The organism is Paraburkholderia sp. J63, assembly GCF_905220245.1.
Classification (GTDB): domain Bacteria; phylum Pseudomonadota; class Gammaproteobacteria; order Burkholderiales; family Burkholderiaceae; genus Paraburkholderia.
In genome coordinates, this window is sequence record NZ_CAJMZF010000045.1 from 1 (window position 1) to 24042 (window position 24042).

Annotated in this window: 23 protein-coding genes; 8 read left to right on the plus strand and 15 right to left on the minus strand. The window is 69.0% G+C overall.

What is annotated here, in order from left to right; genetic code table 11:
• A partial coding sequence (locus U5775_RS32100) for a hypothetical protein (RefSeq protein ID WP_322062157.1) occupies positions 1–996 on the plus strand: 996 nt, incomplete at its 5' end.
• Positions 997–1236: 240 nt separating this feature from the next.
• Positions 1237–2967, plus strand: coding sequence for a ShlB/FhaC/HecB family hemolysin secretion/activation protein (locus tag U5775_RS32105; RefSeq protein ID WP_322062158.1), 1731 nt, complete (start codon positions 1237–1239; stop codon positions 2965–2967).
• Between the two features lie 22 nt (positions 2968–2989).
• On the opposite strand, the gene fliR is transcribed toward U5775_RS32105, so the two are convergent.
• The 13 genes from fliR to fliF form a co-directional block, all read right to left on the minus strand.
• The gene (gene fliR / locus U5775_RS32110; RefSeq protein ID WP_322062159.1) at positions 2990–3781 is read right to left on the minus strand and encodes a flagellar biosynthetic protein FliR; all 792 of its coding nucleotides are present in this window, start codon (positions 3779–3781) and stop codon (positions 2990–2992) included.
• A gap of 50 nt (positions 3782–3831) precedes the next feature.
• Positions 3832–4101 carry a flagellar biosynthesis protein FliQ gene (gene fliQ, locus U5775_RS32115; protein WP_322062160.1) on the minus strand — a complete coding sequence of 90 codons (270 nt, stop codon included), beginning with the start codon at positions 4099–4101 and terminating at the stop codon, positions 3832–3834.
• 11 nt (positions 4102–4112) lie between these two features.
• Positions 4113–4967 (minus strand): flagellar type III secretion system pore protein FliP, encoded by an 855-nt coding sequence (gene fliP / locus U5775_RS32120; protein WP_415913704.1) that lies wholly within the window; start codon positions 4965–4967, stop codon positions 4113–4115.
• Positions 4968–5516: a flagellar biosynthetic protein FliO gene (gene fliO, locus U5775_RS32125; RefSeq protein WP_322062161.1), complete on the minus strand. Its 549-nt coding sequence runs from the start codon at positions 5514–5516 to the stop codon at positions 4968–4970.
• Positions 5513–5983 (minus strand): flagellar motor switch protein FliN, encoded by a 471-nt coding sequence (fliN, locus tag U5775_RS32130; protein ID WP_322062162.1) that lies wholly within the window; start codon positions 5981–5983, stop codon positions 5513–5515. Before fliN ends, fliO begins: the two co-directional genes overlap by 4 nt.
• Complete coding sequence (fliM, locus tag U5775_RS32135) at positions 5976–6974, minus strand: flagellar motor switch protein FliM (protein WP_322062211.1); 999 nt, start codon at positions 6972–6974, stop codon at positions 5976–5978. Before fliM ends, fliN begins: the two co-directional genes overlap by 8 nt.
• Before the next feature lie 96 nt (positions 6975–7070).
• Entirely contained in the window at positions 7071–7577 is a 507-nt protein-coding gene (fliL, locus tag U5775_RS32140) for a flagellar basal body-associated protein FliL (RefSeq protein ID WP_322062163.1), read from the minus strand.
• A 259-nt stretch (positions 7578–7836) separates the two neighbouring features.
• On the minus strand, positions 7837–9294 hold the full coding sequence (locus U5775_RS32145) for a flagellar hook-length control protein FliK (protein ID WP_322062164.1): 1458 nt from the start codon (positions 9292–9294) through the stop codon (positions 7837–7839).
• Positions 9295–9332: 38 nt separating this feature from the next.
• Complete coding sequence (gene fliJ, locus U5775_RS32150) at positions 9333–9782, minus strand: flagellar export protein FliJ (RefSeq protein ID WP_322062165.1); 450 nt, start codon at positions 9780–9782, stop codon at positions 9333–9335.
• Complete coding sequence (gene fliI, locus U5775_RS32155; protein WP_322062166.1) at positions 9779–11533, minus strand: flagellar protein export ATPase FliI; 1755 nt, start codon at positions 11531–11533, stop codon at positions 9779–9781. Before fliI ends, fliJ begins: the two co-directional genes overlap by 4 nt.
• Positions 11527–12219, minus strand: coding sequence for a flagellar assembly protein FliH (gene fliH / locus U5775_RS32160; RefSeq protein WP_322062167.1), 693 nt, complete (start codon positions 12217–12219; stop codon positions 11527–11529). Before fliH ends, fliI begins: the two co-directional genes overlap by 7 nt.
• A complete protein-coding gene (fliG, locus tag U5775_RS32165; protein ID WP_322062168.1) occupies positions 12212–13207 on the minus strand; it encodes a flagellar motor switch protein FliG in 996 nt (331 codons plus the stop codon). Before fliG ends, fliH begins: the two co-directional genes overlap by 8 nt.
• Positions 13197–14978, minus strand: a complete 1782-nt coding sequence (gene fliF / locus U5775_RS32170; protein ID WP_322062169.1) for a flagellar basal-body MS-ring/collar protein FliF — start codon at positions 14976–14978, stop codon at positions 13197–13199. The genes fliG and fliF overlap by 11 nt, the downstream gene beginning before the upstream one ends.
• A 261-nt stretch (positions 14979–15239) precedes the next feature.
• On the opposite strand from fliF, the gene fliE reads away from it, so the two are divergent.
• From fliE to U5775_RS32195, 5 genes are all read left to right on the plus strand, one after another.
• Entirely contained in the window at positions 15240–15575 is a 336-nt protein-coding gene (gene fliE / locus U5775_RS32175) for a flagellar hook-basal body complex protein FliE (RefSeq protein ID WP_322062170.1), read from the plus strand.
• 145 nt (positions 15576–15720) lie between these two features.
• Positions 15721–16167 (plus strand): flagellar export chaperone FliS, encoded by a 447-nt coding sequence (gene fliS / locus U5775_RS32180; protein WP_322062171.1) that lies wholly within the window; start codon positions 15721–15723, stop codon positions 16165–16167.
• Positions 16164–16496: a flagellar protein FliT gene (locus U5775_RS32185; protein WP_322062172.1), complete on the plus strand. Its 333-nt coding sequence runs from the start codon at positions 16164–16166 to the stop codon at positions 16494–16496. The genes fliS and U5775_RS32185 overlap by 4 nt, the downstream gene beginning before the upstream one ends.
• 111 nt (positions 16497–16607) lie before the next feature.
• Positions 16608–18185, plus strand: coding sequence for a flagellar hook-length control protein FliK (locus U5775_RS32190; protein WP_322062173.1), 1578 nt, complete (start codon positions 16608–16610; stop codon positions 18183–18185).
• Positions 18182–18574, plus strand: coding sequence for an EscU/YscU/HrcU family type III secretion system export apparatus switch protein (locus U5775_RS32195; protein WP_322062174.1), 393 nt, complete (start codon positions 18182–18184; stop codon positions 18572–18574). Before U5775_RS32190 ends, U5775_RS32195 begins: the two co-directional genes overlap by 4 nt.
• Positions 18575–18630: 56 nt before the next feature.
• On the opposite strand, the gene U5775_RS32200 is transcribed toward U5775_RS32195, so the two are convergent.
• Together U5775_RS32200 and U5775_RS32205 are read right to left on the minus strand one after the other, a co-directional pair.
• Positions 18631–20118 (minus strand): coniferyl aldehyde dehydrogenase, encoded by a 1488-nt coding sequence (locus tag U5775_RS32200; RefSeq protein WP_322062175.1) that lies wholly within the window; start codon positions 20116–20118, stop codon positions 18631–18633.
• A 125-nt stretch (positions 20119–20243) separates the two neighbouring features.
• Positions 20244–22004, minus strand: coding sequence for an isovaleryl-CoA dehydrogenase (locus U5775_RS32205; RefSeq protein WP_322062212.1), 1761 nt, complete (start codon positions 22002–22004; stop codon positions 20244–20246).
• 354 nt (positions 22005–22358) lie between these two features.
• On the opposite strand from U5775_RS32205, the gene U5775_RS32210 reads away from it, so the two are divergent.
• Positions 22359–23999, plus strand: coding sequence for a GMC family oxidoreductase (locus U5775_RS32210; RefSeq protein ID WP_322062176.1), 1641 nt, complete (start codon positions 22359–22361; stop codon positions 23997–23999).
• Positions 24000–24042 lie beyond the last annotated feature (43 nt).

Below are 24042 nucleotides of genomic sequence, written 5' to 3' on the forward strand. Positions count from 1 at the left end.
ACGGGCGTCGACATCAATTCGTGGATCACCGCTTCGAAGGGCGACGTCTCGATCCAGGCCGATGGCACGGGCCCCGGCGACCTGATGCAGCACGCGAACGTGACGGCGTCGAAGGGCTCGGTCAAGCTCTCGGGCTACAACCTCGTGCAGGACAAGAACGTCGTCACCACCGCGGGCGACGGCATCCTGATGGGCGCAAGCGATTCGCTCCAGGCGGCCAGGCTCAACGCCACCGGCGATGTCCAGCTCGGCACGGAGGGCGGCATCTGGGTCGTCGGCGCAGTCAACGGCAGCAGCGTGGGGATGCAGGGCACGGGCGTCGACCTCAAGGGCGCGGTTACCGCTTCGAAGGGCGACGTGTCCATCAAGGCCGACGCGGCGGGTTCGGGCAACTTCAACCAGTCCGCGAACATGACGGCGTCCAAAGGCTCGGTCTACATCACGGGCTCGAACGTCGTACAGGATTACGGTGTCAGTACCGTTGCCGGTGGCGACGTGACGATGGGCACCAGCGGCACGCTCCAGACCGGCAATCTGACCGGCAAGACCGTCTCGCTCGAAGGCGACACGGTGTACGTGCTCGGCAACGTGAATTCCGACGGCAACGTCGTTTTCCACGCCACCAACAGCGCGTGCGCCCCGGGTGCGGATTGCCAGAGCGACCAGCAGAAGGGCATCTTCCAGCTCGGCAACGTGACGAGCCGCAATGGCGGCGTCTTGATGGCCGTCGATCCGGGCGTCTCGTACGATCCGGACACGGGCATTCCGACCATCGCCTATACCGGCATGATCGGCCAGTACCCGACGTCGCTGACCCGCGCGGCCACCGACATTTCGCTGCAAGCGGTCGCGGTCTACTCGGGCAACAACGTGGCGAACAAGTCGATCGACGTGCAAGCCTACGTCACGAAGTACATGGGCACGTTCAGCGCACCGCAGATCACGCTGCCCCCGCCGGTCACCGTTTCGGATAACGGCGGCAGCAGCGGCCGATGACAACCGATAGCGGTTGCGGCGACACCGGCGCGCATCGCGCCCGGTGATCGCAGGGGCGGAGGACCGGTGGCCCTCCGCCCCCTCCGCTCCCCCCGGTTCTGCCGGGTTCCCCCGATAAAGGAGAGGCATGCAGTGCCTCTCCTTTCCTGATTGGCGTTACCCCCGTTCACGCTGCCGCACCGCCGGCAACGTCTTGCGGATCGAGCGGCGCCGATTTGCACCCTTGTTTTTCTTCGCACCGTGAAAGTCCCCAACCGGTACCGGCACCTTCGCCATCGACTCGGTCCCGCCTGCCTGCCCTTGCTTGGTCTCGCGGCGTGGCACACCTCGGCAGCCGCCTTCGAGATTCCCAACGCCGGCGCGCTGCTCCGGCAGAGCGCCGACACGACGCGCGGCATCGAAGGCGAGTCCGCGACCGAGCACGCGCCGGCCGTGCAATCGCCGGCCCCGGCCGCGCAGGCGCCCGCCGAGGGCGAGTTCAGCTTCGTCGTCAACGGGTTCGATTTCGGCGGCGCGCTTTCCGCAGCCGAGCAGCAACGCGTCGATGCCTTTCTCGCGCCGTGGCGCGGACGCAGCGTGACGTTCGCGCAATTACAGGCGCTGCGCGACGAGCTGACGACGGTGCTGTACAACGGCGGGGACACGCTCGTGCGCGTGACGCTGCCGCCGCAGACCGTCACCGCCGGCGTCGTGCGCTTCGGCATCGAGCGCGGTCACGTCCAGGCGGTCGAAGTGCAGAACGGCTCGAAGGTGTCGACGCAACGGCTCACGACCCTGCTCGCGAGCACGAGCGAGGCCACGCCGACGTTGCGCGAAATCGAGCGCAACATGCGCGTGGTCGAAGGCGTTCCCGGTGTGGGTTCGGTGTCCTCGACGCTTTCGCCGGGAACCGAGCCGGGCGGCACGATCGTCGGCGTCGACGTCACGCCGGCCGACCGCTTTTACGCCGCGGCGACCATCGACAACACGGGGTCGCGGCAGGCCGGCTGGCGCCGCGTCGGCGTGACGGGCGGCGCGAACAACGCGCTCGGTCTTGGCGACCAGTTGCAGGCGACCGTCTACGTCACGCCGCGCTTCATGCAAACGAGCTCGGGCGAGGACGGGCAAACGCGCCTCGGCCGTGTGTCCTATGACATGCTGACCGGCCTGGGAGCGAGCCGGGCGGGCATCGCGTACTCGCATGTGGATTACGCGCTTGGCGAGGAATTCAGCGGCCTCGGCACCGGCAAGGCCGATGTCGCGAGCCTCTATGGCTCCACGCCGGCGATTCGCACCGCCAACGCGAGTCTCGACCTGGGCGCGAGCGCGGAAGCCTGGTTCACGAACGACGAAAGGCTCGACAACATTCTCGAAAGCCAGGACCGCCATCTCGTGGCGTCGCTACGCGCCGACGGCAATTACTATGGCCAATGGGGCCAACGGCGCAACGCCACGCAGTACAGCGTCGTGACGAGTTTCGGCACGACGAAGCAAAAGGAATACGACTACAGCACGAGCGATTCGCTCTATGTGAACCGCCGCTTCAACTTCGCGAAGATCGAACCTTCGGGCACCTTCCTCCAGGCGCTCACGTCGACTACGCAAGCAACGCTCTCGGTCCACGGCCAGTGGGCCAGCCGCAGCCTGAACGGTTCGCAGCGGCTCAGCCTGGGCGGGCCCTCGGCGGTGCGCGCCTACGACCAGAACGCGGCGACCGTCGACGACGGCGTGATTGTTTCCGTTGGCGTGAGCCAGTTCATTCCGCCGTTGCCGGGCGCCTCGCTGCAGATCTTTTATGACGACGCGCGCGGCCGGGTTCGCAACGATGGCGCCATCACGGGAACGTCGGTGCGACTGCAGGGGTATGGGATCGGCGCAAGCTATACGGGCAAGCATGTGTCGGCGCAGATCAGCTATGCGCTGCGGGCGGGGCATGCGCTGGAGAACACGGCGCGTCAGCAGACGTGGGTGACGCTCACCGCCAGGATCTAGTCACAGCCCCTTCGCGGTCGACTCACGGCACCGGCCGAAGCCCCGCCGCCACGCGCCCCATCTGGTCGATCCCGCCGTCGAACAACCTTGCGAAGTAGGGAATCAGATCCGGCATCATCAATTGAATCAGCAGCAGGCCCACGAGCATCGTGAGCGCGAAACCAATCTGGAAGATCCCGATCTGCGGCGCGGCACGATTAAGGATGCCAAGCGAGATATTGGTAATAAGCAACGCCACCACTACCGGCAGCGAAAGCAGCAACCCGCCGTTGAACACCGTCGCGCCCCAGCCCACGATTGACCGGTAGCCATTGCCCGAAAGCACATTGGCCGAGACCGGCACGCTATGAAACGTCTCCACGAGCGCGGCAATCATCTGCAAATGCCCGTCGAAGACGAGAAACGCGAGCATCGCCATGATGTTGAGCCAGGACGAAAGCGCGGGCGTGGACGTATTGGCCTGCGGATCGAAGAACGACGCAAAACCGAGCCCCATCCCGAGACCCATCAAATCGCCGGCCGCAGTCACCACGGCGAACACGATCTGCATCGTAAAACCCAGCGCCGCACCGATCAGAAATTGATTGGCGAGTATCCAGACGCCTTCGGCCGAAAACACCGTGACCTGCGGCATGGGATCGAGCGTTGGAGCGACGATCAGCGTAATGAACGCCGCGAGCCCGATCTTCACGCGCGTGGGCACCGAGCGATGACCGAGCACCGGCGCCACGGCCACCAGCGCGAGAATGCGCGTGAACGGCCAGAGGAACGCGGTGAGCCAGAGATTGAGCTGCGCGTAGGTGACGGTGAACATCGTGTGAGCGTCGAAAGGCGCGCGCGCAGGAAAGCGCCGCGTACTGCTAACTAACCGGCCAGCGAGGGAATGCTCGCGAACATGCGATGCATGTAGTCGAGCATCGTCGTGAGCATCCACGGTCCGGCGATCACGAGCGTCACCGCAATCGCGATGAGCTTGGGGATGAACGAGAGCGTGCTTTCGTTGATCTGCGTGGCGGCCTGAAAGAGGCTCACCACGAGACCCACGACGAGCGACACGAGCAACAGCGGCGCGGCCAGCAGCAAGGCCACGTACATGGCCTCGTGCGAAAGGGTCATCACGGTTTCGGGCGTCATCGCTTGAGTCCTCAGGTGAAGCTCTGCGCGAGCGAGCCGATCAGCAGTTGCCAGCCGTCCACGAGCACGAACAGCATGAGCTTGAACGGCAGCGAGATCGTTGCGGGCGAAACCATCATCATGCCCATCGACATCAGCACACTCGCCACCACCATGTCGATGATGAGAAACGGAATGAAGATCGTGAAGCCGATCTGAAACCCGGTCTTCAGCTCGCTCGTGACGAACGAGGGCACGAGCAGCGTGAGCGGCACGTCCTCGGGGCCCTGCATGGGCGCCGCGTGCGCGATGCGCGCGAACAGGGCGAGGTCCGACTCGCGGGTCTGCCTCAGCATGAAGGTCTTGAACGGCGCGACGCCGCGCGTCACGGCTTCGTCCATCGAGATCGTGCCCGCGGCGAACGGCTTGTAGCCGTCGTTGTAAGCCTTGTCGATCACCGGCGACATCACGAACAGCGTGAGAAACAGCGCGAGGCCCACGAGCACCTGGTTGGGCGGCGTGGTGGTCGTGCCGAGCGCCTGGCGCAGCAGCGAGAGCACGATGATGATGCGCGTGAAGCTCGTCATCATCAGCACCATCGCGGGCAGGAACGACAGCATCGTGAGCAGCAGCATCGTCTGCACGCTCAGCGAATACGTGGTGCCGCCGTTGGGGCCCGGGCTCGTGTTGAAGGCCGGCAGGCCTTGCGGCTGTGCCGCCTGTGCCGCCTGTGCATGCGCGAGGTGCGGCAGCAGGAGCGCCACGGCGCCCGCGCCTAGCAAGAGCGCGACGGGCAACGCCGCGCGCGAGAATCTCACGCTTCGGGAAGCGTGCGCACAGGCGCGGGCGTGGCCGCCCGCGAGCGCGTCATGGGTGCTGCCGTGCATTTACTGCGCTCCGCCGTCGTGACGCTTGAAACGTTTGCCTGCCTCGTGTTTCAGCGCGTCACGAAAGCGCTGTCCGAAGCTGCCTTGAAGGGCGGAGGGGTTGCCACCTGCGGCGGCGCCGGCTGCGGCGGGCAGTTCGCCCGCGGGCATCGTGTGCAACAGGCGCACGTTGCCGGGTGCGGCGCCCAGCACGAGCCAGGTGTCGCCGATCTCGACCACGGCCACGCGCTCCTTGCCGCCGAGCGAGGCGCCGCCCACGGTCTTCACGAGCGCGCTCCTGGGGCCGTGCTGAAGGCCGAGGCGCCGCGCGAGCCATGCGCAGCCGAACACCACGCCGATCACGAGCACGAGGCCGAACACGGTTTGCAGCACCGCGCCGAAGCCGAGCGAGGGCACGGCGCTGCCGGCGATCACCGCCGACGCGCCCGATGCCGAGCGCGCGGCCTGGTTCACGGCTTGCAAGTCGGCGGCCTGCGCGGGCACGGCGGCGAGCCATGCGCTCGCACATGCAACGCCCAGCGCGTAGCCGGATACAGCCAGGCGTTTCATCGATTCAGCTTCCGGATGCGCTCGGAGGGCGTGATGATGTCGGTGAGGCGGATGCCGAACTTGTCGTTCACGACCACCACTTCGCCCTGGGCGATGAGGCAGCCGTTCACGAGCACGTCCATCGGCTCGCCGGCGAGGCCGTCGAGCTCCACCACCGAGCCCTGCGCGAGCTGCAGCAGGTTGCGGATCGCGATCTTGGTGCGGCCCAGCTCGACGGTCATCTGGACGGGGATGTCCAGGATCATGTCGATGTCGTTGCGCGTCGAGTTCGAGTCCACCTTCGAGAGCGGCTGGAACACGGCGGCGGGCTGCGCGGCCACTTCATGGCTTTCGTGGCCGTTCTGCTCGGCGAGCGCGGCGGCCCAGTCGTCCATCGCGTCGAGGGCATCGGCGCCCGCTCCACCTGCTGCGGTCTGACCCGGCTCGAGCACGGGCTCGTCGCCTTGCGTGGCGTTCACGTCACTCATATCCACCTTCCTTCATCGTGTCGGCTGCGCTGATCATCTTCTGGACCCGCAACGCGTATTGACCATTGAAAATTCCGTAGCCGCATTCCATCACCGGCACGCCGTCCACCTTCGCGACGATGTGCTCGGGAATGTTGATCGGCAGCACGTCGCCTTTCTTCATGTTCAGGATCTGCTCGAACGTCACGGGCACCTGCGCGAGATCAGCGGTGAGCTCGACCTCGGCGGCCTGCACCTGCTGCGAGAGCACGCGCACCCAGCGGCGGTCCACGTCGAGCACTTCGCCTTGCAGCGGCGAGGCGAGCACGTCGCGGATCGGCTCGATCATCGAGTAGGGCATGCAGATGTGCAGCGTGCCGCCCGTCGTGCCGAACTCGATCGAGAACTGCGTGACGATCACGATTTCGTTGGGCGTGGCCACGTTGGCGAACTGCGTGTGCATTTCCGAGCGCACGTATTCGAACGTGAGCGGACGCACGCTCTTCCAGGCCGTGGTGTAGTGATCGAACACGAGGTTGAGCAGCTTGCTGATGATGCGCTGCTCGGTCTGCGTGAAGTCGCGCCCTTCGACGCGCGTGTGAAAGCGCCCGTCGCCGCCGAACAGGTTGTCGACCACGAAGAACACGAGGTTCGGGTCGAACACGAACAGCGAGGTGCCGCGCAGCGGCTTCACGTGCACGAGGTTCAGGTTGGTCGGGATCGGCAGGTTGCGCGTGAACTCGCTGTACTTCTGCACGCGCACGGGGCCCACGGAAATCTCGGCGGTGCGGCGCATGAAGTTGAAGATGCCCACGCGCATGAGGCGCGCGAAACGCTCGTTGATGATTTCGAGGCCGGGCATGCGCCCGCGTACGATGCGTTCCTGCGTCGCGATGTTGTACGGACGCACGCCCTGCTTTTCGGTCTGGGCCGCCTCGGTATCGACTTCGCCGGTGACGCCCTTGAGGAGGGCATCGACCTCCTCCTGCGACATGAACTCGTCGTGACCCATGCTCATGATGCCAGGCTCCGGATTAACTGCGCCATGCCCGCGCATGCGGCATGCGGGCGAACGCGCGGGTTCATGTTGAGCGTGTTCATGCTGCGCTTATTGCACGACGAATTCGGTGAACAGCACGCCTTCGACCTTGGCCGGCGTGCCGCGCGGGTCGGTGGGCTGCGAGATGATCGCGGCGAGCTCGGTGGCGAGCGCGCGCTTGCCCTCGAGCGGCGCGAGATCGGACGGATGCTTGTTCGAGAGCGCGAGCAGCAACCGGCTGCGGATCTCGGGCATGCGCGCGACGAGCGCGTCCTGGGTCGCCTGGCTGTCGAGCTTGAGCGTGAGGCCGATGCGCAGATAGTGCGTCTCGCCGTCGTCGGACTGCAGGTTCACGGTCATCGGTTCGAGCGGGTAGTAGACGGGCACGGCGGGCGGCGGGGGCGCGCTCGCGGCCGCCGGCGCGCTCGTGGCGTGGCGCGACATGAAGAACCAGACGCCGCCGCCCGCCGCACCGGCGGCTACGAGCGCGATGAGCACGATGAGGAGGATGCGCTTCAGCGGTCCGGGTTGCGCGCTCTGGGGCGCGGCTTGCTGGGTTGCGGTCGTGGTCGCCATGTCGGTCGTGAGCCTGGGTGAGCCTGGGTGAGCCTTGAGTGATGCCGGTGTCGGGGCCGGAGGGCGTGCTGCGCTTTACGGTCGATTTGCTGTCGATTTGCTGTCGATTTGCTACGGCGCGCTCGCATTCATTCCGGCAGCCTGCATTGTTCCGGCTTTTGCCTTACAGCGATGGGAGGAATAGACGGGGGATTTGCGGCTATCTCTTGGCTTTGTGCGCCGCGCGGACCGGCGGGCGTCACGTCACGCCACGCCGGCCTCAGGCGAACGTGTCGATCAAGCCCACGGTGCGCTGCGTGGCCGTCGTGGCGGCGCTCGCGGCGCTGTCCACGCCGCTTGCGGAGCCGACGCCGGCAACGCTCCCCGAACGTGCCGCGCGCGAGCCGCCCGAACCGCTGCCGCCGTCCTGCTGGGCCTGCTGGTTCATCTGGCGCGAGAAGCCGTCGCTGACGCTCGCGCTGCCGAGGCCGATGCCGTTCTGCTGCATCTGCTCGCGCAGCTTGGGCAGCGCGGCTTCCACGGCCTCGCGCACCTGCTGATGCTGCGAGACGAACAGCGCATGCGCATGGTTGTCGGCGACTTGCAGCACGACCTGCAGCGGCCCGAGATCCTTGGGATTGAGCGTGAGCTCGGCCGACTGCTGGTGCGCGTTCGAGAGGAACACCACTTTCTGGCTGAGCGCGTCCTCCCAGTCCGAGCTGCCCACCTGGGGCGCGAGCGCGGCCGAGGCCGCCGCCGAGGCGGCCGGGTTGGCGCTCGCGGCCTGAGTGGCCTGGGTCGCCTGGGCCTGAGCCGCGGCTGCGGCGGCCGCCTGGGTGGCGGCGAGCGCGTCGGTGGCGCTGTTCGAGGCGGCCGGTTGCGCGGACGCCGCTTGCTGCGCCGCTGCGGCAAGGGCGGCGTTGGCGTTCTGCGTGCCCGCGTCGGTGGCCGTGGCGGCGACGGACTTCGCGGCGCCCGCGGTGGCGCTCTTGTCGTCGATGTCGATGCCTTGGGTTTTCGCCTTCGCCTGCGTGCCCATGTGCGCCGCGAAGCTGCCTGCGATGCTCGCGCCGCCCGAAGCCGCGCCCGGCGCGCCCGCGCCTTGCGTGTTCAGCGTGGCCGCGCCGCCGCGCAGCGTCGCGAGCGCGGCGTGCAGCGCATCGTTCACCGACTTCGGGTCGCCGCTGGCCGTGCCGTCGCCCGCCGCGCCATCCGCCCCGGTTGCGCCTGCTGCGCCCGCCGTTGCGGCGGCCACGCCTGCGAGCGTGGCATCGGCGGCATCGGCGGCGTCACTGCCGTCGCTCTGGGCTTGCTGCGCGGCCTGCTGGGCCTGTTGCGCCTGAGCCTGCGCCGCGGCGGCCTGCGAGCCGGCGGCTTCGGCCTGCTTCTGGCGCGTATGGGCGTCGTCGGCGTGGTGGTTGCTCTTCGACGCGTGCTGCGTGCCGTGCGCCGAAGCGCCGTTGCTGGCCTGCTGCGACGATTGCGCCGAATGGGCGGCTTGAGAGGCTTGCGAGGCCGCCGCGCTCGCGCCGCCATAAACCGACGAAGCCGATCCATTCCCCTGCATGGCCTGCTGCGTGGCGCTGGCTTGCGGCATGTTCTGCGCGGTTTGCGAGGCGATGCTTTGCTGCAGCGTCTGCGCGAAGCCCTGGCTCGCGAGGTCCGACGGGCTCGCGCCGTTGCCGGTAGCGCCGGTAGCGGCATCGAACAACGAACTGACTGCGGATAGAAGCGACATGGTGTCTGCTCTCTTGAACGTGATCGGGGCGTGCCGCCTCAGGGATGCGGGGTGCGCATGCGCAGCGCGCGCGCGGCGTGCTCGTCGGCGTCGCGCTGCTCGCGGCGGGCGTCCTTGCGCGCCTGCGCTTCGTCCTGGCGCGACTGCAGCACTTCGTACGAGCCGAGCTTCTGCTTGCTGCGCTGCCAGTCGGGCCTGGCCGCTTCCACGCGCTGCGTGGCCTGTTCGAGCAGGCGGCGCTGCTGCTCGATGGCGGTGTCGAGCGTGTCGATGAACGCCTGGAAGTTGCGCACATTGCCCGCCGCCATGCCCGCGCGCGCCGACTCGGTGAAGCGCGCGTGATACTCGTCGCGGTAGTCGATCAGTGACTTCAGTTGCTTTTCCACTTCCACGCGCTCGCGCTGGACGCGTCCGAGCCGTTGCGTTGCGGCGTCGACATCGTCCTGTGCAAGGCCGATGAGGGTCTGCAGCGCGGTCTGTTTCGTCATGTCCTGGCTCCTGGGCCGTTGCCTTGTGCGTTGCCCGCTATGTTGCCGATCAGCGCGCCGAGCATCTCGACGCTGTGTTGATAGTCCGCCGTTTCGCGATAGCCCTGCTGCAGAAAGGCCTCGATGCGCGGATACAGCGCGATGGCGCGGTCGAGCACCGCGTCGCGCCCGCTCACGTACGCGCCCACGTTGATGAGGTCGCGGTTGCGCTGGTAGCGCGAGAGCATCTGCTTGAACGCGCGCGTCTGGTTCAGATGCCGCTCGTCGATGAGCGCGGTCATCGCGCGGCTGATCGACGCCTCGATGTCGATGGCCGGATAGTGGCCGCTTTCGGCGAGCGTGCGCGAGAGCACGATATGGCCGTCGAGAATCGCGCGCGCCGAGTCGGCGATGGGGTCCTGCTGGTCGTCGCCTTCGGTGAGCACGGTGTAGAACGCCGTGATCGAGCCGCCGCCCTCGGGGCCGTTGCCGGTGCGCTCGACGAGCGCCGGGAGCTTCGCGAATACCGAGGGCGGATAGCCCTTGGTCGCGGGCGGCTCGCCGATCGCGAGCGCGATCTCGCGCTGCGCCATCGCATAGCGCGTGAGCGAGTCCATCAGCAGCAGCACGTGCTTGCCCTGGTCGCGGAAATATTCGGCGAGCGTGGTCGTGTACGCGGCGGCCTGCATGCGCAACAGCGGCGAGACGTCGGCGGGCGCGGCCACCACGACCGAGCGCGCGAGGCCTTCAACGCCGAGGATCTGCTCGATGAATTCCTTCACTTCGCGGCCGCGCTCGCCGATCAGCCCGATCACGATGACCTCGGCGCTGGTCGCGCGCGCCATGGTGCCGAGCAGCACCGATTTGCCGACGCCCGAGCCCGCGAACAGGCCCATGCGCTGGCCGCGCCCGACCGTCAACAGCGCGTTGATCGCGCGCACGCCCACGTCGAGCACCTTGTGGATCGGCTCGCGGTTCAGCGGGTTGATGACGGGCGCGGTGAGCGGCGCGTCGGCTTCGGTGTTGAGCGGCCCGAGGCCGTCGAGCGGGCGGCCCGAGGCGTCGAGCACGCGTCCGAGCAGCCCCCAGCCCACCGGCAGGCGCTTGGCGCCCGCCATCGGATCGGCAATGGGCGCGCTTTCGAGCGGCCAGACGCGCGCGCCGGGCAACAGGCCCGCGACTTCGGTGGTCGGCATGAGAAAGAGCTTGTCGCCCGCGAAGCCCACGACCTCGGCTTCGGCCATCGGCAGCGTGCTGCCCGGCGGCAGCTCGATCATCACCTCGGCGCCCACGGCGAGGCGCAGCCCCACGGCTTCGAGCACGAGGCCCGCCGCGCGCGTGAGGCGCCCGCAGCCGCGCAGCGGCAACGCCAGCGCGTTGCGTGCGCGCACGCTCGCGAGACGCGCGTTCCAGGCGGTGAGGTGAGGGTTGTTCGGGTCGTAGTTCGGCGGCGGGGTGTAGGGCGTGCGTTCGTTGTCGTCGTGAACACTCTGGCTGGCCGAAGCATCATGGTGGCCATGATCCGCGCCGTCCGAGCCCGCGCTGGCGATGGCGGCCTCGACGGCTTCGAGCGCCTCGCTGGCGCCCGCAATGCCGGTTTCTCTGGCGGCTTCGGCGTGCGGCAGGCCCGCTTGCGTGTCGTCGCCCACCAGCACGCCGCGCGTTTGCACGGGGTCGTGCGCGCCGGGCCCGAACGACGCGAGCGCGAGTTCCTGCTCGAGCGGCGTGAGGCCGCCCGTGTGGATCGTCTGGCGCGGGTTCGAATTCACCATGGCCGTGCCTTGCCGAGCGCCGCCGCCACGCGCTCCCAGCGCGTAGAGATGGCCGCATCGACTTCGCCGCTCGCCGCCTGGGCGCGGCAGCCGCCGCGCTCGAGCGCCGCGTCGGTCCGCACGGTCCAGCCGCGCGTTTGCAGCTCCTCCATCAGATAGGCCTCCACCACCGGCAGATCGGCGGGGCTCACCACGAGTTGCGGCGAACCCGCGAGCTGCGGCTCGTGCGCGAGCACCTCGCGCGCCGCGGCCAGCAGCGCCGTCGGATCGTGCTGGACGTGCTGGCGCACGACCTGCTGCGCGATGTCGAGCGCGAGCTCGACAAGCGTTTCGGCCACGCCCGCTTCGGCCGTCTGCAAGGCATCGGCAAAACGCTGCGCGAGCTGCGCCAGTTGCCGCGCCTGCGCGCGCGCCTCTTCGCGTCCCTGCTCGAAGCCCTGCTTGTGGCCTTGTTCATAGCCGGCCTGATAGCCGAGCGCCTGGCCCGCCACGTGGCCGGACGCGAGGCCCTGCTGGTGCGCCGAGTCGCGCACGCGCTGGAGCTCGGCTTCGAACGCGGCCGTTTCGTCGGGCGTGGGCGGCGGCGGCGGAGGAGGAGGCGGGTCGAACGACGCCATCTCCCAGCGCTGGTACGCCGAGCGCGCGCCCCGCTGTTGGGCTGCCGTTTGCGTGGCTTCGTCAGACATAAGCGTCTTCCGCCTTTCCGCCGATCACGACCTGGCCGCTCTCGGCAAGGTTGCGCACGATCTGCAGGATACGCCGTTGCTGGGCTTCGACCTCCGAAACACGCACCGGACCGCGCGCGTCGAGGTCTTCGGCGAGCAGTTCCGCGGCGCGCTGCGACATGTTCGAGAGGAACTTGGTGCGCAGCGCGGGCGGCGCGCCCTTGAGCGAGATGATGAGCGACTCCGACTCCACTTCCTTGAGCAGGAGCTGGATCGCGCGGTCTTCGAGATCGAGCAGGTTCTCGAACACGAACATCTGGTCGATGATCTTCTGCGCGAGCTCGGCGTCGTACTGGCGCACGTTCTCGATCACGCCTTCCTCATGCTGGCTCGTCATGAAGTTGAGGATCTCGGCGGCCGTGCGAATGCCGCCCATCGGGCTGCGCTTCAGGTTGTCGCTGCCCGAGAGCAGGCCTGTGAGCACGTCGTCGAGTTCGCGCAGCGCCTGCGGCTGGATGCCGTCGAGCGTCGCGATCCGCAGCAGCACGTCGTTGCGCAGACGCTCGGTGAAGCACGAGGCGATCTCGGAGGCCTGGTCGCGGTCCAGATGCACGAGGATCGTGGCGATGATCTGCGGATGCTCGTTCTTGATGAGCTCGGCCACCGACCCCGAATCCATCCACTTGAGGCCTTCGATGCCGCTCGTGTCGCCGCCTTGCAGGATGCGGTCGATCACGGCGCCGGCCTTGTCCTCGCCGAGCGCCTTGGTGAGCACGCTGCGGATGTAGTCGTTCGAGTCGAGCGAGAGCGCGCTGTGCTGCTCGGCTTCCTTCACGAACTCCTGCAGCACGCTGTCGATCTCTTCGCGCTTGACGTTCTTGAGCGCGGCCATGGCGGCGCCGATCTTCTGCACCTCGCGCGGGCCGAGGAACTTGAAGACCTGTGCGGCCTCCTCCTCGCCGATCGACATGAGCAGCAGTGCGCTCTTGGTGGCTCCTTCAGCGTTCATCGTTCACCCAGCTCTTGACCACGGTTGCGACGATCTTGGGATCCTGGCGCGCGATGCTGCGCGCGAATTCCAGGTTGCGTTCGAATTTGTGCTTCTCGTTCTCGAGCGCGAGGAGGCCGCCGTCGCTGTCGGCATCCCCGGCGCCTTCGAGCTTGTCGAGGCCCGGCAGGCCGTCGAGCAGCATCGGCTCGCCTTCGCCGGCGAGCGCGGGCGCGGCCGGTGCGGGCGGCGGGAAGGCGCGGCGCAGCGCCGGCTTCACCATCACGAAATAGAGGAACAGCGCCACCACGCCGATGCCGAGCCACGTCGCGATCTGCCTCGCGAGCGCGATCATGTCGGGCTGGCGCCACCACGGCAGGTTCGCGCCCGGATCGATCTCCTGCTGGAACGCGGCGTTCACGACGTTGACCGAGTCGCCGCGCTTCGCGTCGTAGCCCATCGCGTCCTTCACGAGCTGCTCGACCTGCGCGAGCTTTTGCGCGTCGAGCGGCTGCATCGTCGCGTGGCCCTTGGCGTCCACGTGCTGCTGATAGTTGACGACCACGGCCACCGAGAGCCGCTTGATGTCGCCCGGCGCCTGCTGGAAGTGGCGCACGGTGCGGTCGAGCTCGTAGTTCGTGGTGGTGTCGCGGTGGTCCGAGAGCGGCGTGACGCTCGCCGCGCCGCTCGCGCCCGCGGGCGCGCTGATGGGCGCCGAGGCCGGCTGCGGCGGCGTGTTCGAGAGCGCGCCGGGCACGCCGCCCGCGCTCGACTGCTGCGAATCGGTGGCGATGCTCTGCTGCTGGCTGCGGATGGCGGCCTGCTGCGGGTTGCCGTTCGGGCCGTAGTTCTCCGAAGTCTGCTCGAGCTTCGAGAAGTCGAGGTCGGCGCTCACCTGCGAGCGCGCGTTGCCGGCGCCGAAGAGGGGAGCCAGGATCGCGTCGATGCGCGCCTGGGTGTCGTGCTCGACCTGGCGCACGTACTTGAGCTGCGAGGCGTCGAGCCCGGCGCCCGTGGCGCTTTGCGTGAGCAGGTTGCCGTCCTGGTCGACCACGGTGACGTTGCGCACCGGCAGGTCGGGCACGGCCGAGGCGACCATGTGCGTGATGGCGGCCACCTGGCCGTCGTCGAGCACGCGGCCCGGATACAGGTTGACGAGCACCGAGGCCGTGGGCGCTTCGCGCTCGCGCACGAACACCGAGGGCTTCGGAATGGCCAGATGCACGCGCGCCGACTTCACGCTCTGGATCGATTGAATCGTTTGCTCGAGCTCGCCTTCGAGCGCGCGCTGGTAGTTGACCTGCTCGGCGAACTGGCTGATGCCGAACTTCTGGTTGTCCATCAGCTCGAAGCCCACCGAGCCGCTCTTGGGCAGGCCCTGCTGGGCGAGGCGCAGACGCATTTCGCCCACCTGGTCGGACGGCACGAGGATCGCGCCGCCGCCTTCCGACAGCTTGTAGGGCACGTTGGCGGCCTGCAGCGCCGTGATGATGGCGCCGCCGTCGCGGTCCGAGAGGTTGCTGTAGAGCACCTTGTAGTCGGGCGCGCGCGACCAGAGGATGAGCCCCGCGACCACGGCGACCAGCACCGCCACGGCGACGATGAGCGGCGCGCGCGGGTTGCCGCGCACCTTGCCCAGCGACGAAAGCGACCCGAGGCGCTGCGCAAAGCCGCCGCCCAGGTCCTCCGCGGCGCCGCCTGCCACGCCGGCGGCCGCCGCGCCCGAGGCGCCGCCGGTGGCGAGGCCCACGCGGGCGTCGGGGTTGATCAAAGAGTTGGCAGACGAATCCATGCGACGGGTTTCTCCGGGAGACTTGCTGTCCCGCGGCGCGCCACGCGCGCGGCTGAGACTTTCACGACAGGGATTATCCGAGAGCCGTGGCAAGCCGATTGCGCGAATAGAGCCGGGTTTTCCCCCTAGTTTCGGGGCTGCGCGAATGGGCGAATTGCTATGCTCCTCTCCAGATTCGGCGTTCTGTATGCGCGCCGGGTTTGCCGGGCGGCGCCAGCCGCCCTTGCGCGACCCTCTGAAACGTCTTGAAACGGAGCAAACATGACCGTGCCAGTCAACCCACTCACGTCGGCCTTGGCGCAGATGCAGTCGATGGCCACCCAGGCGGCGAGCAGCGCCGCCGCGGCCGACGGCGGCTCGGGCGCGGCCACCGCGGGCGGCTTCGCCGCGGCGCTCAAGGCATCGCTCGACAAGATCAGCGACGACCAGCAAAAGGCCGTCGGCGAGTCGCAGGCGTTCGAGCTCGGAGCCGGCAACGTGTCGCTCAACGACGTCATGGTCGACATGCAGAAGGCCAACATCGGCTTCCAGTTCGGCCTGCAGGTGCGCAACAAGCTCGTTTCGGCCTACACCGACATCATGCAGATCCAGGTCTAGCGCCCCCGTCCGGCTTTGCCACATTCGTCCGATTAAAGCTTCTCCCGTGCCGTTCCGATAACACGGCTAGAACCGGCTCGCGCCACGAGGCGCAAGGGGCCGGATACACCGTATCCACAGCCGCACGTTAGAAGGAGAAGCGCCGATGTTTTCCCCTGCACAGTCTGGAGCTAACGCCTATGCACGCGTGGGTGTCGAAACAGGGGTCATGGGCGCGAGTCCGCACAAGCTGATCGCGCTCCTGTACGAAGGCGCGCGCAAGGCGATCGCCCAGGCCCGCATGCATCTGCAGATGGGCAATGTGGGCCCGCGCGGCGAGGCGATCGGCAAGGCAATCCGGATCGTCGAAAGCGGGCTTCAGCTGGCGTTGAACGTGGAGGCGGGCGGGGAAATCGCGCAGCGCCTGAACGCACTCTACGGTTACATGACGAAACGCCTGCTCGAAGCGAACATTCAACAGAGCGAGTCCATGCTGGTCGAAGTCGACGGCCTGCTGGCGACGCTCGAGGAAGCCTGGTTGGGGATTGCGCCGGAAGTGGAGCGGATGGCCAAAGCGGCTTCCGGTCCTGCGTCCGGTCCATTGACGAGATGAGTTCGAAAGCAGACTACTTCGCCCGCTACGAGGCGATTGCAGCCGTCTCGGGGCAGATGCTCCACGCCGCGCGCGGCGCCCACTGGAACGAGCTGATCGGTCTCCAGGAGGAGTACCGGCGCCTCGTCGACGCGCTCAAGAATGCCGATTTCGGCGTGCGGCTCACCGCACCCGAGCGCACGCGCAAGTACGAGCTGATCCGGCAGATCCTCGCCGACGACGCGGCGATCCGCGACCTCGCGAGTCCGTGCATGGCGCGCCTCGCGGCGCTCTTTCACGGCACCGGGCAGCCCGCGCGGGTGCTGCAGGAGCTGTACGGCGCGCGCTAGGGGCGGGGGCATCGTCGGCCCGGCCATACGCATCAGCGAGAAAACTGACCGCGCCGCGCAGCCGCAGAGGCCGCGCGGTGCTTAACCGGGCCCGCGCGGGCCATGCTCCGCATGAACGGAATCGATACGAGCGCCGCGTCGCTGCTCGCCAGCCGCATAGGCGCACTGGGCCCGAGCGCCTCGCAGGGCAGCGCGGGCGCCGCGCAGACGGGCGTTTCGGCGCTCGCGGGCGGCGTCGCCGCGCTGGCCGATCCGCAGAGCCCCGGCTCGCCGCAGGCTTCGGCGCAGGCGGTGCTCTCCGCCGTTGCGCTCGCGCTCGACGCGATCATCCGTTCGGGCGGCGAAGCCACGCCCGCCGTGGTCGGACGCGCGCCGCTCTGGGCCGATCCGGGGGCGGCTGGCGATGCGTCTGCGGGTGATGCCGGCTCGCTGCCGTTGCCGGGCGTGCCGAATTCCGCCGCTCAGGCGGGCGGAGTGGCCCAGGCTCAGGCCCAGATCCAGGCGCTGGAAGCCGCGCTGCTCGCCGATCTCGCGGCAGCGGACGCCGGGGCGGGACTGCCCGGCGGCGTGCAAGACGCCGATGGCGCGGCCGCTACCGATGACGCCGCCGCCTCCACGCCGCAAGGCGCGCAAGCGGCCCAGGGAACGGCGCTCGCCGCGCAATCGAGCCCCGTCGCCGCGCTGGCCGCCACGCTCGCGCAGACGGTGGCGTCGAGCGGCCTCTTCTACGAATCGCATCTCACCCAATGGCTGCGCGGCCAGCGCACGCCCGCCGAGCTCGCCGACGAGCCGCACAACCGCCTGACCAGCGGCGGCGCGCAATTGCCGCTCGACTGGGGCCAGGACGATATCGACGACGTGCTGTGGACCGATCTGTCCGGCGCCGCGCAGCAGGGCGCGCGCGCGGCCAATGCTGCCAACGCGGCGAACCTGGCGAACCTGGCGAACCTGGCGAACCTGGCAAATGCGGCGGCCCCGGGCGCGCGCGGTGACGCCGCCGCGCTCGCGCAGGAAGCCGCCCGCGCAGGCGCCGGCGCGGCCGTGCTCGCCGAGACGCTCTTGCCTGCCGCCCGCACGCCCGCCGGGGCGGGCGCGGGCGTCGGCGTGCATGAGGCGCTGCTGCCGCTCGTGCGTCAGCAGCTCGACTTGCTCGCCACGGGCGAATTCCGCTGGACCGGCGAGGCCTGGCCGGGCGTGCGGCTCGACTGGAGCATCGAGCAGGACGACGACGAGCGCCGCGACCCGCGCGCGGGCCGCAGCGCCGCCGACGACAGCGATGAAATGTCGTGGCGCACGCGCCTCACGCTGGCGCTGCCCGCGCTAGGCACCGTCGACGCGGAGCTCACGCTCGCGGGCTCGACGCTCGCGGTGCGCGTGCAGGCGAGCCCCGGCGGCGCGCAGCGCCTCACCGCGCATGGCGAAGCGCTGCGCGGACGGCTCGAAGCGCTCGGGCTCGCGCTCGCGGGGCTGTCGATCCGCGAGATTGGCGGCGCGGGTGGTGGCGGTGGTGCGATGGGCATGGACGGCGCGCGGGCCGCCGGCGCCTATGCGCGCGCCGCCGCGGCTCAGGCGAACGACGCCCACGCAGCTAGCCCCGGCGAAATGCACGGCGCGGTGCCCACCTCACAGGCGGCATACGCGGCCGATGCGCCGCCCGCCACGGACTCGACAGACTGGGAGCTCGGATGAGCCGCACGAACCGCAGGAGCGCCGCCGCGCTCGCCTATGACGATCCCATCGCGCGCGACGGCGCGCCGCGCGTGGTCGCGAAGGGCTATGGGCTCGTCGCGGAGATGATCGTGCAGCGCGCGAAGGAAGCGGGCCTCTACGTGCACGAGGCGCCCGAAATGGTCTCGCTGCTGATGCAGGTGGATCTGGATACGCAGATCCCGCCGCAGCTTTATCAGGCCGTGGCGGAGATGCTCGCGTGGCTGCACGGCGTCGAGGCGGAGGAAAGCGACGCGCGCGAAGCCAGGGCGGCCGCGAGCGGTGCGCAGGGAGCGGCAACGCAGTCGCGTCTGCCCGACGCCAAGGCGCTCGCGGGCAGCCCGTTGCGCTGGCCTGCGTTGCCGCGCTAGTTGACGCGAGTTGGCGTGTGAGTTGACCGCCAAGGAAGCGAGCCGCGTTTGCCCCGCTAGAACTTCAGCATCACGCGTATCAGCAGGTTGAACAACTTGCCGTAAGGCGGCGCGATCAGCCCACGCGCGTTCACGCGCGCCTGCGTGAACACGGGCTTCATTTGCGAGAACGTGACGAAGCCCTCGTAGCCGTGATACGCGCCCATCCCGCTCGCGCCGACGCCGCCGAACGGCAGCCCCTCGGCCGCGATATGCATGAGCGTCTCGTTCACCGACATGCCGCCCGCCACGGTCTCGCGCGTCACGCGCTCGACGGTTTGCGCGTCGTCGGCGTAGAGGTAGAGCGCGAGCGGCCGGGCGCGCGCATTGACGTAGCGCAGCGCTTCGTCGAGCGAATCGTAGGGCACGAGCGGCAGCAGCGGCCCGAAAATCTCCTCCTGCATCAATGGCGTCTGAGCACCCGCTCCCGTCACGATCACGGGCGCAAAGCGCCGCGTGGCGGCATCGCGGGGCCCGAGCGGATGCAACTGCGCACCCGCGGCCTGCGCTTCGTCGGCGAGGCGTTCGAGCCGCTCGTAGTGGCGCGCCGAAATGATCGACGTGTAGTCGCCGTTGTTCGCGAAGTCGGGGTAGAGCTCGGCGAAGCGCGTGCGCGCGCGGGCGATGAACGCGTCCTCTCCGCCGCGCGGCAGCAGCACGTAATCGGGCGCGATGCAGGTCTGCCCTGCGTTGAGCGTCTTGCCGAGCAGCAGGCTGTCGACGGCATAGTCGAAGCGCGCGTGCTCACCGATCAGCACGGGCGACTTGCCGCCCAGCTCCAGCGTGACCGGCGTGAGATTGGCGGCGGCGGCGCGCATCACCTCGTGGCCGACGCGCGTCGAGCCCGTGAAGAGCAGATGGTCGAACGGCAGCGCCGTGAACGCGGCGCCCACGGCGGCGTCGCCGTTCACGACCGCCACGTGCTCGGGGGCGAAGGTCTGCGCAATCAGCTCCTCGAAGAGCGCCGAAGTGCGCGGCGTGAGTTCCGACATCTTGATCATCGCGCGGTTGCCCGCCGCGAGCGCGCACACGAGCGGGCTCGCGCCGAGCAGCAGCGGATAGTTCCACGGCGCGACGATGCCCACCACGCCGAGCGGCTGCGGAATAACGCGCGCGCGGCCCGGCGCGAGCCATTTGCCGGCGCGGCGGCGCTGCGGGCGCATCCAGCGCTCGCCGTGCTTGAGCGCGGCGTCGATCTCCTGCTTGAGCACCACGAACTCCGAAAGCGCCACCTCGGCCTTCGAGCGCTGGCCGAAATCGGTGTTCATCGCTTCGGCCAGCGCATCCTGATGGGCAAAGAGCACGTCGCGCAGCGCGCGCAGATGACGCGCGCGCTCGCTCCACGCGGGAAACGGCGCGCGCAGATGCGCTTCGCGCTGCGCGGCGAACAACGCGTGTAGCGCTTCGTTCGGGTCGCCTGGCAGGCCTGAGGGCTTATGCGGCGCGCTGTGGCTGCTGTCGTTCCTGTGCTGACGGGCGAAGGCTTCGGGCAGATCCTGCTTCATGGTCGGTCCTCATGAGGATGGCGCAACGGCCATGCCGGGGTTGCTGTGAATTCGTCGGGCCGCCGCCGCTTATGCCACGATTGCGCCGCGCTTACGCCATGACTCGCGCCGCCAGGCGCGGCCCTTCAAGCCGCGAGATAGTCCGCCGGCAGCGCCCGCGCGATCAGCGCCGCATGATCGAAGCGCGCAGGCAGCGTGCCGAACACGCGTGCGCAGTCGGCGTCGTGCTCGTCCAGACGCGTGGCGATGAACGCCTCGGCCACCTCGGGCGGCCCCGCGCGCAGCAGCATGGCTTGCGCGATCAGCACGATCTGCTGGGCGATGTGGCGCGCGCTGGCCTCGCGCGTGCCGGGCGCGCCGTTGAGCAGCACTGAGAGCCGGTCGAGCGCCGCCGCAAGCGCGGGATGCCCCGCAGCCTCGCGCCGCCAGGCGAGAAAGAGGACCTGCGCGGCGTCGGCATCGCGTTCGAGCGCGCGCAGCACGTCGAGACACATCACGTTGCCCGAGCCCTCCCAGATCGAATTGACGGGCGCCTCGCGGTAAAAGCGCGCCATCGGCCCTTCCTCGACGTAGCCGTTGCCGCCCCAGACCTCCATCGCCTCACCCGTGAAGGCGAGCGCGCGCTTGCAGACCCAGAACTTCGCGGCCGGCGTGACGATGCGCCGCCAGGCGCGCGCGAGGAGCGCGCGCTCGCTCTCCTCGGCGCCGGGTTCGGTGGCTTTTGCGTTGTCGCTGTCCTCGAACGCCCGCGCGAGCCCCATGAACAGCGCCGTGGCGGCCTCGGATTCGAGCGCGAGATCGGCGAGCACGTTCTGCATGAGCGGCTGATCGGCGAGCGCGCGGCCGAACGCGCTGCGGTGCCGCGCGTGGTGGATCGCCTGCACCAGCGCCGCGCGCATGAGCGCTGCGCTGCCGATCACGCAGTCGAGCCGCGTGTAGTTCGCCATTTCGATGATGGTCGGCACGCCGCGCCCTTCGTCGCCGACCATCACGCCCCAGGCGTCGAAGAACTCCACCTCGCTGCTCGCGTTCGAGCGGTTGCCGAGCTTGTCTTTCAGGCGCTGCACGTGGACCGCGTTCTTCGTGCCGTCGGGCCTGAAGCGCGGCACGAAGAAGCAGGAGAGCCCGTCGTGCTCGGTGGTGCGCGCGAGCACCAGATGCGCGTCGCACTGCGGCGCGGAGAAGAACCACTTGTGGCCGGTGAGCAGATACTCGGCGCCGCGTCCGCTGGCGATGCCGGCCGGGCGCGCCTCGGTGCGGTTGCTGCGCACGTCCGAGCCGCCCTGCTTTTCGGTCATGCCCATGCCGATCATCATCGAGCGCTTGGCCGCGAGCGGCACGTCGCGCGCATCGTGTTCGCGCGTATAGAGCTGCTCGCGCAGCCCTTCGAACAACTCGGGCTCGCGCTGCAGCACGGGGATGCTCGCGAACGTCATCGTGAGCGGGCAGAGCGACCCCGATTCGAGCTGCGCGTGCAGGAAATAGCCGGCGCAGCGCGCGGCCATCGCACCGGGACGCGGCTCGGAGAACGGCAGCGCGTGCAGCCCTTCGGCGCGCAGCAGCGCGAGCAGTTCGTGCCAGGCGGGATGGAATTCGAGCGCGTCGATCCGCTCGCCGCGCGGGCTGTGCGTATGCAGCTCGGGCGCGTGGCGGTTGGCGAGATCGGCGAGCGCTAGCGTCGCGGTCGCGCCCAGCGTCGCACCGTGCCGCACGAGCGCGTCGCGATGCCAGCCCGCGCCCGCCCGCGCGAGCGCCTCGCCCAGCGCGGCATCGGTCGTGAAAAGGTTGTAATCGGCGAGCGGCGGCGCCTGATTCGTGACTTCGTGCGTAGTGCCGGGGCGATGCGCGGGCGTGTCGGGGCGATGCGTAAGCGCATCGGCGCCCATCGTCTGCGTTGCATGCAGCGTGCTGCTGCGGTCCGTCGGGTCCATCTGCGTGTCTCCATCGGCGGCGCGTGATCGGACGAGGCCGATTCCGATGCGCGGTCCATGTGCGCTCCAGCGCTCCCTGTGCTGCTTGCTGGAACCTTTCAGCTCTCGTGGCTGAAACTGCCTTTCATGGTAGCCGCCTGACTGCCGCCTACGTGGTCGAAGGATTAGAGGAAAGGTTCTGAGATAAAAGCTGACCGCGACTGCGGACGCTTCCTACAATGCGCGAAAAAGCGAAATCGAACGAGCGTGCAGCTAGCGTGCCTCAAGCGCGTTTTGCATGCAACGCCCGACTCAGCACAGGGAGGAGGCATGCAATACGACTACGTCATCGTAGGCGGCGGCTCGGGCGGCGCATCGCTCGCCGGGCGGCTGGCCGCGCGCTGTCCCAAGGCGAGCATCGCGCTCGTCGAGGCCGGGCCGCACACGGCGCGCAATCCGTTCGTCAATATGCCGATGGGCGTCGCGGCGCTCGTGCCGTTTCGCACGAAGAACAACTACGCGTACGAGACCGTGCCCCAGCCGGGCCTCGCGGGCCGCCGCGGGTATCAGCCGCGCGGACGCGGCTTCGGCGGCTCGAGCGCCATCAACGCGATGATCTACACGCGCGGCCATCCGCTCGATTACGACGAATGGGCGCAACTGGGCTGCGCGGGCTGGGCGTGGGACGACGTGCTGCCGTACTTCCTGCGCGCCGAGGACAACTCGCGCGGCGCCAGCGCATGGCACGGCGCGGGCGGCCCGCTCGGCGTCTCGGATCTGTGCGAGCGCAATCCCGTGGCCGAGCGCTTCGTGCAGGCCGCGCGCGAGGCCGGCTTGCCGCTGAACGACGACTTCAACGGCGCGGTGCAGGAGGGCGTGGGCTTCTACCAGGTGACGCAGCGCGGCGGCGAGCGCTGCACCGTGGCGCGCGCGTATCTCTACGATGCAGCGCCGGGCGAGCGCGCGAATCTCCATTTGATCGCCGATGCGACCGTGCTGCGCATCACGTTCGACGGCGCGCGCGCGAGCGGCATCGAAGTGGCGCGCGGCGGCCGCACCGAAACGCTCGAAGCGCGCGCCGAGGTGATCCTCGCGGCCGGCGCATTCAACTCTCCGCAACTGCTGATGTGCTCGGGCATCGGTCCCGCCGCGCAACTGCGCGCGCACGGAATCGCGGTGCGCCACGACACGCCCGAAGTGGGCCGCAACCTGATCGATCATATCGACTTCACGTTCAACAAGCGCGTGCATTCGAGCGAGACCGTGGGCTACTCGCTGCGCGGCGCCGCGCGCATGGCGCCCGCGTTCGTGCGTTACCTGCGCAGCCGGCGCGGCCTGTTCACGACCAACGTGGCGGAGGCGGGCGGCTTTCTGAAGAGTCGCCTCGAGCTCGAACGGCCCGATCTGCAACTGCACTTTTGCACGGCGCTCGTCGACGACCATAGTCGCCGCCTGCACTGGGGCCACGGCTATTCGCTGCACGTCTGCGTGCTGCGCCCGGCGAGCCGCGGCACGGTCACGCTCGCGAGCGCCGATGCGCGCGTCGCGCCCGTGATCGATCCGCAATTCTTCTCCGATGCGCGCGATCTCGACCTGCTCGTGCAAGGCGCACGCATCGCGCGGCGCATTCTCGACGCACCCGCGCTCGCGCAGATGGCCGGCCGCGAGCTCTACACCGATCGGGACCAGAGCGATGCCGAGCTGCGCGCGGCCATCGCGGCGCACGCCGACACGATCTATCACCCCGTCGCCACCTGCCGCATGGGCGGCGACGCGCGTTCGGTCGTCGACGCGCAGTTGCGCGTGCGTGGCGTCACGCACCTGCGCATCGCCGACGCCTCGATCATGCCTACGCTGATCGGCGGCAACACCAATGCGCCGACGGTGATGATCGGCGAGCGCGCGGCCGACTTCATCGCCGCGAGCCGGCGCACCGGCACCGCGACGAACGGCGCGACGGTCATCGCCTGACGCGCGCGCTTTTTCCTCTTTCCATACCCATCGGCGCGCTGTC